The 17772-nt window shown below is 44.2% G+C and carries 11 protein-coding genes; 4 read left to right on the top strand and 7 right to left on the bottom strand.

The features are described from left to right. From MUY27_RS17470 to spt, 6 genes are all read right to left on the bottom strand, one after another. On the bottom strand, positions 1–2553 hold the full coding sequence (locus MUY27_RS17470; protein ID WP_245132194.1) for a DUF5686 and carboxypeptidase-like regulatory domain-containing protein: 2553 nt from the start codon (positions 2551–2553) through the stop codon (positions 1–3). A gap of 215 nt (positions 2554–2768) precedes the next feature. Further along, the gene (locus tag MUY27_RS17475; RefSeq protein ID WP_245132196.1) at positions 2769–3224 is read right to left on the bottom strand and encodes a phosphatidylglycerophosphatase A family protein; all 456 of its coding nucleotides are present in this window, start codon (positions 3222–3224) and stop codon (positions 2769–2771) included. Then, complete coding sequence (locus MUY27_RS17480) at positions 3224–4546, bottom strand: inositol-3-phosphate synthase (protein WP_245132197.1); 1323 nt, start codon at positions 4544–4546, stop codon at positions 3224–3226. The genes MUY27_RS17475 and MUY27_RS17480 overlap by 1 nt, the downstream gene beginning before the upstream one ends. Before the next feature lie 32 nt (positions 4547–4578). After that, on the bottom strand, positions 4579–5556 hold the full coding sequence (locus MUY27_RS17485) for an NAD-dependent epimerase/dehydratase family protein (RefSeq protein ID WP_245132199.1): 978 nt from the start codon (positions 5554–5556) through the stop codon (positions 4579–4581). Then, complete coding sequence (locus tag MUY27_RS17490; protein ID WP_245132201.1) at positions 5553–6671, bottom strand: hypothetical protein; 1119 nt, start codon at positions 6669–6671, stop codon at positions 5553–5555. The genes MUY27_RS17485 and MUY27_RS17490 overlap by 4 nt, the downstream gene beginning before the upstream one ends. Before the next feature lie 70 nt (positions 6672–6741). Continuing rightward, entirely contained in the window at positions 6742–7947 is a 1206-nt protein-coding gene (gene spt / locus MUY27_RS17495; RefSeq protein WP_245132203.1) for a serine palmitoyltransferase, read from the bottom strand. A gap of 306 nt (positions 7948–8253) precedes the next feature. On the opposite strand from spt, the gene MUY27_RS17500 reads away from it, so the two are divergent. The 4 genes from MUY27_RS17500 (at position 8254) to MUY27_RS17515 (ending at position 14973) form a co-directional block, all read left to right on the top strand. Next, positions 8254–9699 carry a TolC family protein gene (locus tag MUY27_RS17500; RefSeq protein ID WP_245132204.1) on the top strand — a complete coding sequence of 482 codons (1446 nt, stop codon included), beginning with the start codon at positions 8254–8256 and terminating at the stop codon, positions 9697–9699. A 9-nt stretch (positions 9700–9708) separates the two neighbouring features. Next, entirely contained in the window at positions 9709–10872 is a 1164-nt protein-coding gene (locus tag MUY27_RS17505) for an efflux RND transporter periplasmic adaptor subunit (protein ID WP_245132206.1), read from the top strand. Between the two features lie 17 nt (positions 10873–10889). Next, positions 10890–14111 carry an efflux RND transporter permease subunit gene (locus MUY27_RS17510; RefSeq protein ID WP_245132208.1) on the top strand — a complete coding sequence of 1074 codons (3222 nt, stop codon included), beginning with the start codon at positions 10890–10892 and terminating at the stop codon, positions 14109–14111. 313 nt (positions 14112–14424) lie between these two features. After that, positions 14425–14973, top strand: coding sequence for a hypothetical protein (locus MUY27_RS17515; RefSeq protein ID WP_245132211.1), 549 nt, complete (start codon positions 14425–14427; stop codon positions 14971–14973). Positions 14974–15062: 89 nt separating this feature from the next. Here the strand turns inward: MUY27_RS17515 and MUY27_RS17520 are convergent, their stop codons facing one another. Then, positions 15063–17768, bottom strand: a complete 2706-nt coding sequence (locus MUY27_RS17520; RefSeq protein WP_245132213.1) for a TonB-dependent receptor — start codon at positions 17766–17768, stop codon at positions 15063–15065. Positions 17769–17772: the final 4 nt, after the last annotated feature.

Here is a 17772-nt window from a genome sequence, read left to right on the forward strand (position 1 = left end):
TTAAAAATCAAATTTAACTCTTGTTCTTATTCCCCACGAAGGTACGTCGGGATGATCCAGATAGTTAAATCTTTTAACAAAGTCTACTCTTATAAATTTAAATATATTTTCAACACCAACACTACCTTCTACATAAGGTTTGCTTCCCAGCGAATAAGTAATCGGAGCCCCTTCAGAAATCGGGAATTGATAAAGATCAGGATGGATAGATGGGTTATTTTCGTCTCTGATACCACCGTACAATACTTTCAATGAAGCTGTCTCACGCCATTTCAAACGTTTGAACAACGGGATCTTGTTAAAGAAGAATCCCATAAAGTGCTGATCGATATTCAGGGCGGCGTAATGGTCGCTCACAAACTCCATAAAGTTCATCAGGTTATACGAATCCAGGTCGTAAGCATAGGTCTGGTTTGCGCGGTGTATTTCCAATAACGGGAAAGGAGCCTGGCCAAAAATATTTGCACCTTCTACTGTTATGTCGGCATAACCCAATTGCGAAAGGTAGGTACGTCTGCCAATGCTTGCGTGCAGTTTTTGATAGTTGTACTCGCCACCCAGCACGTTCTTTAAGCCCGCGGTGTAATCAAGGCTGATAACCGGGTATTTGCTTGGGATAGGAATACGGTAGATTTTACCCTGATAGAACTGTTCATGCGGTGCATAACGTAAAGACAGGGTCGCCTCGGTCGTTGTCAGGTCGTGGATGCTGTTTAACCGGCCGTTTTCGAAATTATTGAAGTAAAGCGACCCAGCTGGAGATTGCGTCCATTTCTTTAAACCCAGGGTATAAGAAAAGTGGTTCTCAAATTCATGCACGTAATCCAGGCGGTAAAAATCGTTATAAAGATATTTATCGTTGTTACCGCGTTTGAAAGACAGCAGGAAGTTATCTTCCTGAACGAATTGCAAATCTGCACCCGGAATTTTAGTATCGCGCTGGAAACTTGCGCGGATATAATTTTGCGGGAATTTATAGATCGATTTGTTGTTCAACGAATACGTGGCACTCAGGAAGTACTTCCAACGTTCGTCTTTAAAGCCATAAGCCGCATAGGTTTCGAAATAATACCGTTTGCTGAGTTCCGGGGTGGTACGGCCACCTAAGCGCAACCTGAATCCTTCTACCGGGTTAAAGCTATAAAACGTGTTTGCCGGGCCCACCTCGAACTTTCCGAAAGACTTATAACCGGCTAATAACAGGGTAACGATATCGGCCGTTCTGCGGAAAGAAGGCATGGACTGAAGGCTGTCGATATTTTTATATACCCGTGATTCTGCTTTGCTAAGTGTATCCAACCGATTTTCTGCCCAATAAGTTGCCGGGCGGCTTTTCGCATCCGGTACGGTTTCGGTGGCCTCGCCATCATATGTGGTGTCGGGGCGTGAATTATTAACCAGGTAGTTCTTAAACGTAATCGTACGTTCAGCAAAAATACCGTGATTTCCTTTCTTACTGGTACCAAAGTCTGCGCGTACGTCGCTTCTGCTCAAATGCCACCTGTTATCCGGGTTTTGTTCAAAGTCCAGCGCGATAGCCATGGTGCGTACCCAGTTCAGGTTGATGTTTTTGTTGATGGTCATCCTTACCTGCTGCACTGCGTAGTTACCATCCAGCGTGATATAAATATCACCCTCGAAAAGCATGTCTGTGGTGTTACGCGGCGTAAAACTCAACTGGATCAGTTTGCTGTTACCCACCTGCAGGGTATCTGTAATAAAGTATTTGTAGAATGTAGGGCCGCCATCAGCAATAGGGCTGAGGAAGTTGTTGGTCATCAGAAAGATATTGTTTTGATAAATATCTATCGGATTGTACATCCGTTTCAGGTAAGTGCCAAAACCTTCGCTATCCATAAAGCTACCGAAGTTCACGCTTTTTTGACCCAGGATCAGCGTTTTGGTTTTCTCCGGATGTTTGCGGTAATAGGTCTGCGACAACTTTTCGTCCAGGTAAACCGGTAAAAGGGTTTTTCCGGGTAGGATGGTGCTGTCTTTGTTATCCAGGAAGAACTTGTATTTCTTAAAGAATTTTCGTTCTGAAAGCTGTTCAGAAACATTAATGAAAGACATTTGTGTCTTGTCGTATTCTTTATATTCTACAAAGTTATAGGCTTCCGGCCTGTTCTGTTCTTTATGGGCAATAACCTGGCGGATCAGTTCTACAGCAGGATTATCCCTGTTGCGATATTTTGGTTTCTTGCCGCTTTTTACTACTACCTCTGTCAGCTGTTTAGCTTCAGGGAATAGCTTTACATTAATTACCTGCTCTTTTCCGGGAACAACACTAAGCGTTGCTGTTTTATAACCCACAAAAGATATGGATAGCTGGGTAAGCGGTTTAGTAGTACGTAAGGTATATTTACCATTATCATCGGTGTTGGCACCAATGCTACTGCCGGTAAAGGCTACGGTAACAAATGAGAGGGGCTTGCGTGTATTGGCGTCGGTTACCGTACCGGTAACAACAGTGGCCTGCGCAAACAGCGTGATTGAAGAAAAAACAAACGCGATAAAAAGTAAGAGGCGTTTATATGTGATATCAGAGTTCATGTAAGTATTCCACTATAAATTTACCCGAAAAGCGAGTTATATCCGCGTTAGATATAAAACTCATAAAATCGTTACATCAGTAAATGAATTTTTTAACGTAACAGCCCTATTTTTACGGGTTTTGTAAAGTACCCGGCAAAAGTGGAAATTTTGATGGATATAATTGTTGGAAGAAAGTCAAATTAATCAATCAATTGATTAATTTTTTTCAACATTCAGAAAAACTTAAATAGCAGGATAATTTGCAGGCAAATGTTGGCGTAGATGCCGGCCAAAATATCATCTGCCATAATGCCCCAGCCACCTTCTAAACTTTCCATCTTTCTGATGAAAAGCGGTTTTGCGATATCGAAAAATCGGAATAGCACCAGGGCAATTAATACATAAGGTAGTTTAACAGGGGCAAAAAGCAGGCTGATGGCCATTCCGGCTACTTCATCTACCACCACTCGCGAAGGATCTTTACCCCAAAGCGGAATAACCATTTTTGATGACCATACCCCAATAGCGGTGATAACCAGTGTTATTGCTACTGAAGGTATTAAAGCAGGATAGCCACCCGCCCAGGCCAGGTACCAGCAAAGGGCACAAAAAACAGCAGCTACTGTTCCGGCGCCCTTGCCGATATATCCAATGCCTAAACTGGTGGCTATCAGCTTATGAAATAACATTATAGTGCTTCAACCAAGTCCTGGTAATAATCCAGACCTAAGTGCGTAATTAAGTCTTCGCCCATCATATGACGAAGTGTGTTCTGTAACTTCATTAATTGTTTGAAGATATCATGCTCCGGACGTAAGCCTTCTGCTGTCTGAGGCGATTTCAGGTAGAATGATAACCATTCCTGGATACCGCTCATGCCTGCACGTTTAGCCAGGTCAATGAACAGGGCAAGGTCAAGCGCAACCGGCGCTGCGAGGATAGAGTCGCGGCAAAGGAAGTTGATCTTGATCTGCATCTGGTAACCTAACCAACCAAAAATATCGATGTTATCCCAGCTCTCTTTGTTATCGCCGTGAGGAGGGTAGTAGTTGATACGTACTTTATGGTATAGTTCGCCATAAAGCTCCGGGTTGATTTCCGGCTGAAGAATGTCCTCTAATACGCTAAGCTTAGAAACCTCTTTGGTTTTAAAGTTATCCGGATCGTCTAATACATAACCATCGCGGTTACCCAGGATGTTGGTAGAGAACCAGCCCTTAACACCCAGTGCACGCGCTGCTAAACCAGGAGCAAGGATGGTTTTCATTAAAGTCTGCCCGGTTTTAAAGTCTTTACCGGCGATAGGGGCATCGTTTAACTTAGAAAGCTCAACGATTGCAGGGATATCTACGGTTAAGTTAGGGGCACCGTTTACAAACGGATAACCTAATTTAAGTGCGGCATAAGCATATAGCATACTTGGCGCAATGCGTTTGTCGTCAGCTTCTAATGCTTGCTCAAATGCATCGAGGCTTTGGTGAATTTCTGATTCCTCGAAGTAAACTTCTGTTGAACCACACCAAAGTACCACTACGCGGTCTAAACCATGTTGTTCTTTGAAGTTGGTGATATCGTCCATCAGTTGCTGGGCCAGTTCTGCGCGGGTACCTTGTTTTACATTAGTACCATCAAGGTTTTTAGCGTAGCTTTTGTCGAAGGCTGCAGTCATCGGAACAATAGCTTCCAGCTCTTCTTTAACAGAATTCAGCAGGTCTTTTTCTAAAACCTGGGCTTTTAAAGAAGCTTCAAATACGTTATCTGCATAAACGTCCCATCCGCCAAATACAATATCTTTCAGATCTGTCAGTGGAACAAAGTCTTTAATTTTAGGGTAACGGTTTTCCGTTCTTTTTCCCAGACGTATATTGCCCATTTGGGTAAGTGCACCAATGGGTTGGGATAAACCTTTATTTACAGCTGCCACACCTGCAATAAGGGTGGTAGCAACAGCGCCAAGGCCGGGAATAAGAATGCCCAGTTTACCCTCAGCAGGTTGAATTGAAGTTTTCATACGGTTAATTAAAAATATTTCGAGTTATAGTTTTACAGCCAGTTATGGTCTTTATACCATTTCAGGGTTTCTTCCAGTCCGCGTTCCAGATTGTACTGCGGATAGAAGCCCAATTCCTGTTCAGCAGCCTCGATACTGCAAGCCCAATTAGGAGCGGTAAGCTCATTTAGCTTTTCAAGGTTCAAGGCAGGTGCTTTATTACTCAAAGAAGCAATTTTTTCATTCAACACTGCTAAAATTTTTACAAAGCTTACAGGCAAATGAATTTTCTTGGCCTTTATACCCAAAATATCTTTTACCAGCGTACCTAGTTCGTAACGGTCGTAAAAATTACCATCAGACAAGTGATAGGTGTGATAATCACCGCCATACAAGGCCTTGATGGTTGCCGTAGCCAAGTCTTTCACATAGATAAAGCTCAGCTTTTGAGGTTGTTGACCAATGTAAGGCTCCAGACCTTTAGCTATCTGCTTTATCACAATAAAAATATCTTTCTCCCTCGGGCCATATACCGCCGTTGGTCTTAATATAGTATAGTTTAAATTAGGTACCTGCGCCAGTTTTTGCTCGGCCAGCAATTTGCTTCTGCCATAAGCTGTAACGGGCTTAGGCTCCATACTCTCGGTGATCAGCCCGTTTGTGGTTTTAAGCGGCCCCGCAGCGGCCAAACTGCTTACCAACACAAACTTTTTAACCCGTAAGGCAGCAGCTTTTGCCAGGTTTAGCGTATAGCCAGCGTTTACCTGGTTATATTCTGCCTGTGTTTTTGCTTTTGTAAGCCCTGCAGCATGTATGATATACTGATACTTGTTAGCCTCTATTTCCTCGGCTAATGCTTCGGTATTGTTAAATTTAGGATAGGTTAATTGTATGTCGAAGTGCTTTAAATGGTCTACCTTACTGCTTTTTCTGACAGCTATGTAAACATCCAGATCATTTTTTAAAGCTTCTTCAATTAGATGGTTCCCAACAAATCCGCTCGCGCCGGTTATTAAAACCCGCTCCCTCATATATTCTTTTCGTAAATTCTGTAAGTTTTGTATTGTTCGCCGCCAATGGCCTCAATCGCACGGTTCACCATGTCATTGTTTTCCAGCGTCCATGATGCTTCTGCATAATCCAGCCCTTTGCGACGGTATTCTTTAATAATAGAACCATAAAGACAGGCTTCGATGCCCATTTTACGATAACCTTCTATTACCCCCAAAAGTAAGATACGTATGCCCCTGATTTTCTTTTTATTCAGCAACAGTTTAAATATGCCGGTAGGTAATAAACGACCTTTCTTAATGGTCTTCAGAATTTGATTGATGTCTGGCAATGCTACACCGAACCCCACAATTTTACCGTCCTGTTCTGCAAGATAGGCAAAATCCTGGTCGAGGATCATTTTCATATCCTTCGCTGTATAATCAAATTCAGCATCGGTCATCGGGAAGAAGCCCATATTTTTGTCCCATGCGCTGTTGTATACCTCTTTCAGTGCGGCGGCTTCCTGTTTGAAATTTTTCATATTGATCTTCCTGATCACTATACCACTGTTCTTCTTCAAACGTTCCTGCAAACGATCCAGCATCTGCAGTGATTTATCGTTATAGTTCTGACCTTTCCAACCCCAGGCAAATAAATCCACTTGTTTCTTTAAGCCATAGTTTTCTAGCAGCGTTGCATAGTACGGCGGGTTATATGGCATCATAATCAGCGGCGAACTGTCAAAACCCTTCACCAAAAGCCCGCAGGTTTCATTGGTTGATGGGTTTGCAGGGCCTACCAGTTTGTTAGCGCCTTTTTCTTTTACCCAATGGGTAGCGGCATCAAACAACAGGTTTGCAGTTTCCTGGTCATTGATACAATCAAAAAAACCAAAAAAGCCATCTTTGGCGTGATTGAATTTGTTATGATTATTATTCAGGATAGCGCAAATACGCCCAACTATTTGATCACCGTCATACGCCAGGAAGCACTGCAGTGAAGAATGCAGGTGAAATGGGTGTGTGGTTAGAATATCACGCTGTGCTATGAATAATTCGGGAACGTAATATGGATCGTTCTTAAACAGTTCGTGTGGAAAATCAACGAAAGCTCCCAGTTCTTTTTTTGAACTAACGGGGACTATTTTTTTCATTATGGCCGTAGCGTTTGGGGTATTAAAGCAAAATGAGCTATATTATCTATAGCTCATTTTATTATTTGGTTTATATTCTTTCTTTTATGGTATTCACTCCGCACTCCTTAAAGGCCTTAGCTATCTTTTCAACAGCTTCTTCGATCTGATCGAAAGTATGTGTGGCCATTAATGAGAAACGAATAAGCGATGCGTCTGAAGGTACAGCAGGAGAGATAACCGGGTTAACAAATACCCCTGCATTTTGCAGATACTTGGTAACCATAAAGGTGGTTTCGTTGTCTCTTACGTATACCGGCAGGATAGGGCTTTCTGATACGCCAAGATCAAAGCCTTCTTCCAGCATCAGTTTAGTTGCATAATGGGTATTATCCCAAAGTTTCTGAATGCGTTCCGGCTCGCTTTTAATAATATCTAAGGCAGCGATTACACTGGCAACAGTAGCCGGAGGCATACTCGCGCTGAAGATTAATGAACGTGCGTGGTGTTTCAGGTAATCAATAATCTCGTGGTCTGCAGCGATAAAACCGCCCAGTGAGGCAAGTGATTTACTGAAGGTACCCATAATCAGGTCTACATCATCAGTTAAGCCAAAGTGCGAAGCTGTACCCGCACCACGGTCGCCGATGACGCCCAAGCTGTGCGCATCATCCACCATCACGTTAGCACCGTATTGATCTGCCAAAGCGACTACTTCAGGCAGTTTTACGATATCGCCTTCCATGCTGAATATACCGTCAACAACAATCAGTTTGGTAGATTCTTCTGGTAATATGCTCAGTTTACGCTGCAGATCCTGCATATCGTTGTGGGCATACTTAATTACACGGGAAAAAGATAAACGGCTACCATCAATAATAGATGCGTGGTCATACTCATCTAAGATCAGATAGTCATTACGGCCAGTAATAGATGACAGTACACCTAAGTTAACCTGAAAACCGGTGCTGAATAACACCGCCGCTTCCTTACCCACATAATCCGCCAGTTGCTCTTCCAGTTGGATGTGAATGTCTAATGTTCCGTTTAAAAAACGAGAACCTGCGCATCCTGTACCGTATTTATCAATAGCTTTTTTCGAAGCTTCCTTAATTTTGGGGTGATTAGTTAGTCCTAAATAAGAATTCGATCCAAACATCAGCACGCGCTGTCCGTTGATAAAGACCTCAGTATCCTGTCCTGATTCAATAGGCCGGAAATAGGGATAAACTCCCTTTTCACGGAATATTGCTGCCTGTTTGAACTGAGCAATCTTATCATGTAGTTTTTTACCCATGTATTAACAATACTTAAATTTTCTGTAAAAATACCATGAAAAAGCGATTAACTTATACGTGGCTTGTAATTTTTTTTTGATCGGGCCCCAAATAGCCCAACAAAAGCATTCGGCAAATTAATTAAAAAAAATTTTTATCCTCTAATGTAGCGCAAAAATAATTCTCAGATTTAATCTGGCGGTGTTTACTTTAAAATTAGATATAATTATGACGAAAGTGTATGTTTTTTGTAACTTTTAAATAGCGGTCAGAATAAATTTAAACCAATATTGTAACTATGCGTTTTGAAATTCGACGCTACCCGAATGAAAAGAACTTTCCTTTTTGCTTTGACCATGTTGCTGTTATTTAACTACGCAGAAGCGCAGTTGACAGACAGTACTTCCCGCACATTAACGTTAAGACAATGTATAGATTTTGCCCTTCAGAACCAACCGGCCGTAAAGCAAGCCGCAATAGATGAGCAAATTAATGAAAGGGATATCCGGATATCATTGGCCGGCTGGCTGCCCCAGGTAACTTCAGCAGGAAGCTACAACCGTTATTTCCAGAGGGCCAACTTATTTGGCGCCGGTACGGGAACCACTACCACGGGGACGGGGACCAACAACGGTACCGGAACGCCCGGCGGCACTACCGGGGGGACCACCGGCGGAACCGGAAATACGACCGGTGGCACGACCACAGGTAGCACTACTACCAACCAATCTGCACTGGCGGTTGCAAAGAACGTTTCGAGCGTTACCTTCCAGGCAAGCCAGGTGATCTATAACAACGACGTGTGGCTGGCTTCGCGCGCCAAACGCTATTCACGACAATATTATAGCCAGAATACACTCACCCGGCAAATCGATGTGGTTGCCGACGTGAGCCAGGCTTTCTTCGATGTACTGCTTTCGCAAAAACAGCTGGATATTTTAAACCAGGACATCTCGCGACTGCAACGCAGCCTGAAAGATGCTTATACCCGCTACCAGGCCGGTGTTGCAGATAAAACAGATTATAAGCAAGCTACCATTGCCCTTAATAATACAATAGCAACCCGTAAGCAAACGCAGGAAGCTGTAAATAGCAAGCTGGCCTATCTGAAGCAATTAATGGGCTATACCCCTCAGAAAAATCTGGGTTTGCAATATGATTCTACACGTTTTGTTCAGGAAGCTACTATTGATACCAACCAGGTAGTGAACGTGAATAACCGCATAGAGTATCAGCAACTGGTAACGCAGCGTACTTTGCAAAGTTTAAATGTAGACTATTATAAGTACGGTTTTCTGCCGTCTTTAAGCGCCATCGGTTCTTACAGTGTCTCTTATTTTAATGAAAATATCATGGGCTTATATAATACGCCTTATCCAACTTCATTAGTGGGCCTGAGCTTAAATCTGCCCATTTTCACCGGTACACGGCGTTTGCAGAACTTAAGTAAAGCAAGGTTACAGGTAGAAAGGGTAGACCTTGATATTATCAACCAGCGCAATGTGATCAACACCGAGTACGTGCAGGCATTGGCCGGGTATAAAAGCAATTACACCAACTGGAGTTTGCTGAAGCAGAACGTTGATCTTGCCAAAGATGTTTATGGCGTGGTAAGCCTGCAATATCGCGAGGGCATTAAAACTTACCTGGATGTGATTGTCGCGCAATCAGACCTTCGTACTGCCGAACTTAATTACTATAACGCACTCTTTCAATTACTTTCCAGCAAGATACAACTGGAAAAAGCTTTAGGAACTTTAACCGTAAGATAGATATCAGCCATGAAAATAAAAACCCTCTGCTTTACCTCGGTGATCGGCATGCTGGCCGTTGCTTCATGTAAACAGAATGCCCCTCAGAACACAGCCCCTCCAGCTACACCCGTTGCCGTTGCCGAAGCTAAAAAAGCCGAAGCCGTTTATTACGATAACTACCAGGGAACCGTAGTATCTATAAATACGGTAGAGCTGCGCAGCCAGGTAGCAGGCTTTGTAACTGGGATATTTTTTAAAGAAGGCGAAATAGTGCCGAAGGGGAAAGTTTTATATGAGATTGACCGCCGTAAATACCTTGCCTCTTATGAGCAGGCACGTGCAAATCTGGCAAGTGCTAATGCTAATTTGGTTAAAGCACAAAAAGATGCGGACCGTTATTCTTTTTTATTAAAGAATGATGCCGTTGCAAGGCAAACTTACGATCAGGCTGTCGCTACGTTAGAAACTAACCGTAGCCAGGTAGCCGTAGCGAAAGCAGGGATATTATCTGCGCAGACAGACCTTTCTTACTCTTTAATTAAAGCGCCTTTTACCGGCCGTATCGGTATCTCGCAAGTAAAGCTTGGCGCACAAGTTACCCCGGGTACTACCTTATTAAACACCATTTCTTCAGAAGGAAATATGGGTGTTGACGTGGTGATAAACGAACAGGATATAGACCGTTTCTACCGTCTGCAAAAACATAGTACAGATAGCACCTTCCGCTTGCAACTGTCTGACGGTACGATGTATAAAATGCCTGGAAAAATCTATGCGATAGACCGCGGCGTGAATAATCAGACCGGGAGTATCCGCGTAAGGGTAAGCTTCCCTAATGTTAACGGTAAACTTCGCGATGGCATGAGCGGTGTGCTGAATGTATTAAATGATGAATCCGGAAACAGGGTACAAATACCTTTCAAATCCGTTACGGAGCAGATGGGCGAATACTTTGTGTTTACCGCGCAGGATTCTGTTGCTCATCAGCAAAAGGTGACGCTCGGGCCTCGTCTGGGTGATAACGTGGTGATCATGAACGGCGTTAATGCCGGTGATAAAGTAATTACTGATGGCTTTCAGCGGTTGAGGGATGGCGGAAAGATTACTTTAGGCTCGCCTCAGCAACAGGCAGGCCCGGGTAGTGCACCAGGCGCGCAGGGACAAGGTAAACAACAGGGGCAACAAAAGTAACAGGGGTTAGAAAATTTATGATCGCAGATACCTTTATACGACGACCGGTTACCGCTATTGTTATTTCTATTGTGATAGTAGTAGTAGGTTTATTGGCCATGAGCAATTTGCCTATTGGCCAGTATCCGGATATTACACCGCCAACCGTGCAGGTTACCGGTAACTATACCGGTGCAGATGCACTTACGGTAGAGCAAACGGTTGCCACGCCTGTAGAGGTACAGGTGAACGGTACACCGGGCATGACCTACCTGCAAAGTAACAGTACCAGCAACGGCCAGATGAGCATGACCGTAAACTTTGAGGTGGGTACAGACATTAATATCGCGGCGCTTGACGTGCAGAACCGTGTAGGTATCGCGCAGCCAACTTTGCCGCAGGAGGTGCAACGTTTAGGTTTAACGGTTAGAAAGCGTAACCCAAGCATCCTGATGCTGGTAGCGATCTACTCGCCCAAAGGAAGCCACAACGTTACCTTCTTAGATAACTATACGAACGTGATGGTGCGCGATGCGCTTTTGCGTACCAAAGGTGTGGGCGACGTATTTACCCGTGCGGACGACTTTAGTATGCGGATCTGGCTGAAGCCTGATAAACTTGCTGCTTTAGGCATGACCGCCGCCGACGTAACAAGTGCGCTGCAGGAGCAGAACGTACAGGTTGCTGCAGGTACCGTAGGCGCACCTCCGCAAGAGCACGGGCAGACCTTTGAATACACAGTGTTAACTAAAGGCCGTTTGGTTAAGGCCGAAGAGTTTGAAAACGTAATCGTACGTACGCAACCAGCTACCGGCGCAATAGTGCATCTTAGAGATGTAGCCCGCGTGGAACTGGGTAAATTCAACTACTCGGGTAACTCGTTTGTTGACGGTAAACGTGCTTCTTATTTGCTGATCTACCAGGCACCGAATAGCAACGCGATTGAAACAGCGAACGGCGTTTACGCCACCATGGAGCAATTGAAAAAATCGTTCCCGAAAGATATTGACTATGTGGTACCGTTCGAATCAGTTACTGTGGTAAAGGTATCTGTAAGCGAAGTGGAAGAAACCCTGATCATCGCCCTGGCGCTGGTGATCGTCGTGGTGTTCTTGTTCCTGCAAAGCTGGCGTGCCACACTGATTCCTGTATTGGCTATCCCGGTATCTATCATCGGTACATTTATCTTCTTTATCCCGTTAGGGTTTACCATTAATACGCTTACGTTATTCGGTTTCGTGCTGGCGATCGGTATTGTGGTGGATGACGCGATTGTGGTCGTCGAGGCGGTACAGCATTATATCGACGAAGAAAAAATGTCGCCGCATGATGCAACCGAGCACGCCATGAAAGATATTTCTGCGCCGGTTATCGCCATTGCATTAATCCTGGCGGCTGTATTCGTGCCGGTGGGCTTTGTGCCGGGCATCGTAGGCCGGTTGTACCAACAGTTTGCGATTACGATTGCTATTTCAGTATTGATCTCGGCGTTTGTGGCCCTTTCTTTAACACCTGCGCTTTGTATGCTGTTGTTGAAACCGCATGAAGGTGGCGAGAAAAAGAAAAACCTGCTCGACCGTTTCTTTGATAAGTTCAACGACTGGTTTGGCCGGGTGACAGGTAAGTACCGTAACGGGGTAGATAAGAGTATCAAACATTCACGGTTGGTGATCATCATCCTGATCTGTTTGATTGTCGGCACGGTATTCTTGTTCAAGAGCAAACCGAGCGGATTTATCCCAACTGAAGATGAAGGCCGTATCTATATTACTTACGATTTACCTGAGGCTTCATCAACCGGACGTACAGTAGCCGTGCTGAACAGCATGATGAAGACGCTGGACAGTATTCCTGCCGTTGGCCACTATGCGGCTTTGGGTGGTCTGAACGCGGTTAACTTTGCCAGTAAGTCTAACAGTGCTACCATCTTCGTACAGTTAAAACCATGGGACGAACGTAAGGATAAAAAAGACCAATTGTTTGCATTGGTTGGTACCCTGCAACAAAAACTTGCGCGCTTTAAAGAAGCCAACGTGGTAGTAATTCCGCCACCGGCGATCCCCGGTTTAGGTAGTACTGCTGGTTTCGCCTTCATCCTGGAAGAAAAACAAGCAGGTGGTGACATCAAGAATTTCGAAAAAGTACTGCAGAACTTTGTTGCTGCGGTAAATCAACGGCCAGAGATTGCCAAAGCCTTCTCGTTCTTCACGGCGCGCACACCCGCTTATCAATTGGTAGTAGATCGGGAGAAAGCCAAACGTTTAGGCGTTCAGATATCAGATATTAATAACGCCCTACAAACGTATATGGGTAGTGCCTATATCAACGACTTTACGATATATGGGCGTAACTTCCGGGTGGTTGCTCAGGCAGATACAAACTATCGAACGAACATTGCCAATATCGGTCAGTACTTCGTACGTAATTCTGCGGGGACCATGGTGCCGTTGAGTACTGTTACATCCTATAAAGTGATTGAAAATGCGCCGCTGATTTCGCACTACAACTTATTCCGTTCTGCGGAGGTTGATGGTAACACCAAACCAGGTTACAGTAGCGGCGACGCAATTAAAGCCTTACAGGAAGTTGCCGCACAAACTTTACCGGAAGGTTATGGATACGAATTCTCTGGCCTAAGCCGCGAAGAATTGTTATCCGGAGGAAAGACAGTTTACATCTTCGCGCTTTCTATCGGTTTCGTATTCCTGTTCCTGGCGGCGCTGTACGAAAGCTGGTCTGTGCCGTTCTCGGTATTGCTTGCGGTGCCATTAGGTGCATTTGGGGCGATATTAGCTTTGGTATTAGTGCCAAGCCTGACCAATAACGTTTATGCCCAAATCGGTCTGATCACGCTGATCGGTTTATCGGCTAAGAACGCCATCCTGATTGTGGAGTTTGCCAAGGAACGGGTAGATAGGGGTGTCGAGCTTGAACATGCCACACTCGAAGCGGTTCGTCTGCGTCTTCGCCCGATCATCATGACATCGCTTGCCTTTATTTTAGGGGTACTGCCATTGGTATTCTCTTCAGGCGCGGGTGCCGAAGCACGGAAGACCATCGGCTTTACGGTGTTAGGAGGGATGCTTGCAGCTACGTCTATGGCTATCTTTATTGTGCCTGTACTATTCTATGTGATCACCCGGTTTGCTTATGGCGAAAAGAAGCTGAAGCAATTGCAGGAACAGCATAAAGACGAAGGCAATAACCACGATAATAATAACCCGCCGCCGCCACACATAATCCTACCCGGCGAGGCCTAACTCATACTTAAGCCCTTTCGAAAGAAAGGGCTTTTCTTTTGCTCTTGCCACTGTTTGTATACTTATTCTGACACTTTGTTGTGCCAAAAAACCTATTGGCGCTATAAAAAATGAACTTTTTATGGGTTTGCGAGAATGGGAAAATACACTTAGTCTAAATTCTTGTAGATCAGTTAGTAAACGGTTTTGCTGCTTGCCCGCAGTTATCAAGAAATGTTAAAAAAAGCGGTTGATAACCCAAATGGCAAAGTTTTTGTAAATGAGGTGCTGATAACAACCTAAAAATTGTTTACTAAAATTGAAAAACATGATTATGAAAAAAGCAACCAAACTGGCAGCAGCGGCATTCGCTTTCGCTGGTTTACTATTCACAAGCAATGTTACTAAAGCTCAAACTACCGGTCACGATTCACAAGCATGGCGCTTTGGTGTAGGCGTTGAGCCAGGCATCCCAACCGGAGATATGCGTAATTTCTCTCACTTTGCTTTAGGCGGTAACGTTCGCCTGCAAAAAGACCTAAGTGGAAGTGTATCGCTAATGGGTACAGTAGGTTACACCAACTTCTTTGCTCGTGATTACGGAATCGCTAATTATGATCCAAAAGATTATGGTATCGTACCTTTAAAAGCAGGTGTAAAAGCTTACGTAGCGCCTCACCTTTACTTTAGCGGTGAAGCCGGTGCCGGTTTCGAGACTTCAGGTTCAGACAAAAGCACTAAACTGATCCTGTCACCTGGTATTGGTTATTCTATGTCTGGTTCTGGCCTTGACGTAGGTTTACGTTACGATAACTTCTCTGGTGGCAACAGCATCAATTATGGCCAGGTAGCCTTGCGTATTGCATACGGTTTCCGCCTGTAATTTCTTAAATTAAGCTAAACTTATCATCAGGGCATTGGATATGTCCCTACGAAAGCCTTCTATCAGTCGATGGAAGGCTTTCTCTTTTATTAACCACGCCGTCTTCCACCAAAACCCCCGTTACGGTTCCTGAAACCAGCAGGCGGCTTCCCGGCGCCGTTGAACTTCTGAAGCCGGATGGTAAAGCTTAAAAGGAAATATCTGCCAAGTCTGTTCGAGCGCGTATCGACAATGCGGTTTCCCGACACAGAACGGCTAATGCCTGTATTTTGGTTAAACAAGTCGAACGCCTGGAAACGCAGGGATGCAGCGTGTTTATTCAGAAACTGGTACTCCAGATAGCTACTTAACAGGGTTGGGTTACTCTTTACCGTGCTGCTAAAACCGTGATTGATGGTTTGAGTAAGGTTATAGCCGAGGATGAAATCATAGAAAAAGTAATTGCGGCCATCTAAGCCGAGCGTTATGGTATTGGCGTCTGTATTAATGGATGAGGGTAGACTGTAACGGGTTTTATTGGCGCTGTAATTAGCGCTGACCTCGCTATCCATAATACTATCCAGGTCCAGCCTGAATTTAATGCCCTGGTTCCACACAAAGTTTTTACCCTCGTTACGCTTTTCTTCTATAAAGTTGATGTTATTATTATAACTGAGCCCGCCATTGAAAGTAACGGTGTATCTTCTGTTAGAAAAAGGCTTTGAAAAGGCGTAGTTGCCACCGTAAGAATAAAACCCATTGGTATTAATGTAACGCGTCTCTTGCGCAGTACTATCTTTACTGTTGCTGGGGTTTAAAACCTTATTTGACACCGGCCGGGTACTGGTCACAATCTTGTTTTGCGTTTCTGTAAAATTGAGATTGGTGAATAATGAATTTCCGCTGCCGATATCGAACTGGTTATAATTAAGTGTCAGGTTGTTGTTGAACTCAGGTTTAAGATCAGGGTTTCCGTAAACTACGTTTTGCGGGTTAGAATAATCCGGGTTAACCTGTAGTTGTGTAAAACTGGGCTGATTATTTGTGCCGCTGTAGTTAAAATTAAGGGTGTGGTTTTTAGCGAAATTGTAAACAAAGTGTGCTGTAGGCACCCAATTAAACGTATTGTTTTTTGTGGTGATGTTATGCGTTTCGCCTTCGAGTGTTACGGGCCGTGCACTTAAACCGATGGTGTAGTTGTATTTTGGCTTGATACCGCGCAGGTTTAACCCGAAGGTATTGGTGATGAAGCGGTAGTTATAAACAGTACTAAGGGAATCTACAAATGTGGCAATGTTGGTAGTGGGATCAACCCTGTAATTACGGCGGTTGTTATCATTGTTATTGAAGTTATAAGCGTAACTGGCCTCCAGGAAATTAGTTTTGCTTAAAGGCTCCATGTAAGAAGCACGCAGGCTTAATCGTGTAGTAGAGTTATCGGTGTTGATCTGTTGGTAAAGTGGAAAAACACTGTTGTTGTTCCTTGTAGTGTATTTATCATCCAGGTTAGAGGTGTTATCAGAAAAATTGAAATTAGAGTTGATGCTGAAGTTGCGCCCCTTTTTCTTGAAACGGTGATTATACAGCAGATTGCCTCCGTAGGAAGGGGAGTTGCCCTTGGTTAAGCTGTTTTCATCGCCGGTGGTCACATCATTAATCCTTGTATTGGTAAAGATGTTCACATTTTCATCCTTTGATGATCCGTAGCTGAAATTCGGGTTAACCTTCAGGTAGTTTAAGGTATCTATTTTATACTCTAAATTGAAATCGAAACGGTGATTGATGTTATTGTTCTTGTCTGTTGTATTATTGCTATTGATGATGGTCCCCGATTGGAAAAGACTTTGTTGCAGTGAAGTCGACTCCGTTCTGCGGTCCTGGTCTGCAAAGCTATAGCTACTGTAGACGGTCATTTTTTTCCCCCAGGAATCGCGGTAGTTAAATCCCCCGGAACGGTTGGTAGTAATGCCGTTGGCACCCCCACCGCCACCACCACGACCGCCGCCGCCACCAAAATTGAAGGCGTTAGTGTTGTTATTATTGACTGTTCCTACAAAAGAAATCTGGCGATCATCTTTAAAAGTATTGGCACTCACCCGTGTCAGATATCGCTCATCATTACCTACTCCAACTGCCGCCTGACCGAATTTTCCTACTCGTTTTCCTTTCTGGATGGTCAGGTTCAGGATCTTGTCGGGATCGCCGGTCTTAATACCCGTTAGGTTAGCCTGGTCGCCGTAATCATCTATTACCTGGATGGCCTCTATAATATCCGCAGGGAGGTTTTGCGTAGCGGTTTGCACGTCGCCGGTAAAGTAATCTTTGCCGTTTACCCTTACTTTGGTTACCTGTTTCCCGTGCGCTGTTACGACACCGTTTTTATCTACCGTGACGCCGGGCAGCTTTTTCAGAAGCTCTTCTACCGGCGAACCTTCCCGTACTTTATAAGCACTGGCTTTGTATTCAACGGTATCCTCCTTTACGGTAATAGGGTTTACTGCCGTTATATTTACAGTATTCAGTAATTTGCTATCGTTACTTAGCTTGATTGGCTCGAGGCGGATAGGTTTGGTATCATTATCCATTACATAACGGCGCACAAAAGTTTGATAACCGATACCGCTAACGGTGATTTTGAAATTCTTCCCTTTAACGGCCTTGAATACGAACGCACCGGTGGTAGAAGTGGTGGTATTCAGGCTATCCCGGTCAGAGATCAATTTAACGTTGACGCCCGGTGCGGGGCCAATAGAATCTGTAACAGTTCCGTTTACTTCACGTACTTGTTGTGCTGAAGCTTTGAGGATGAATGTCAAAAAT

The sequence above is a fragment of the Mucilaginibacter straminoryzae genome (assembly GCF_022953055.1).
GTDB classification, from domain to species: domain Bacteria; phylum Bacteroidota; class Bacteroidia; order Sphingobacteriales; family Sphingobacteriaceae; genus Mucilaginibacter; species Mucilaginibacter straminoryzae.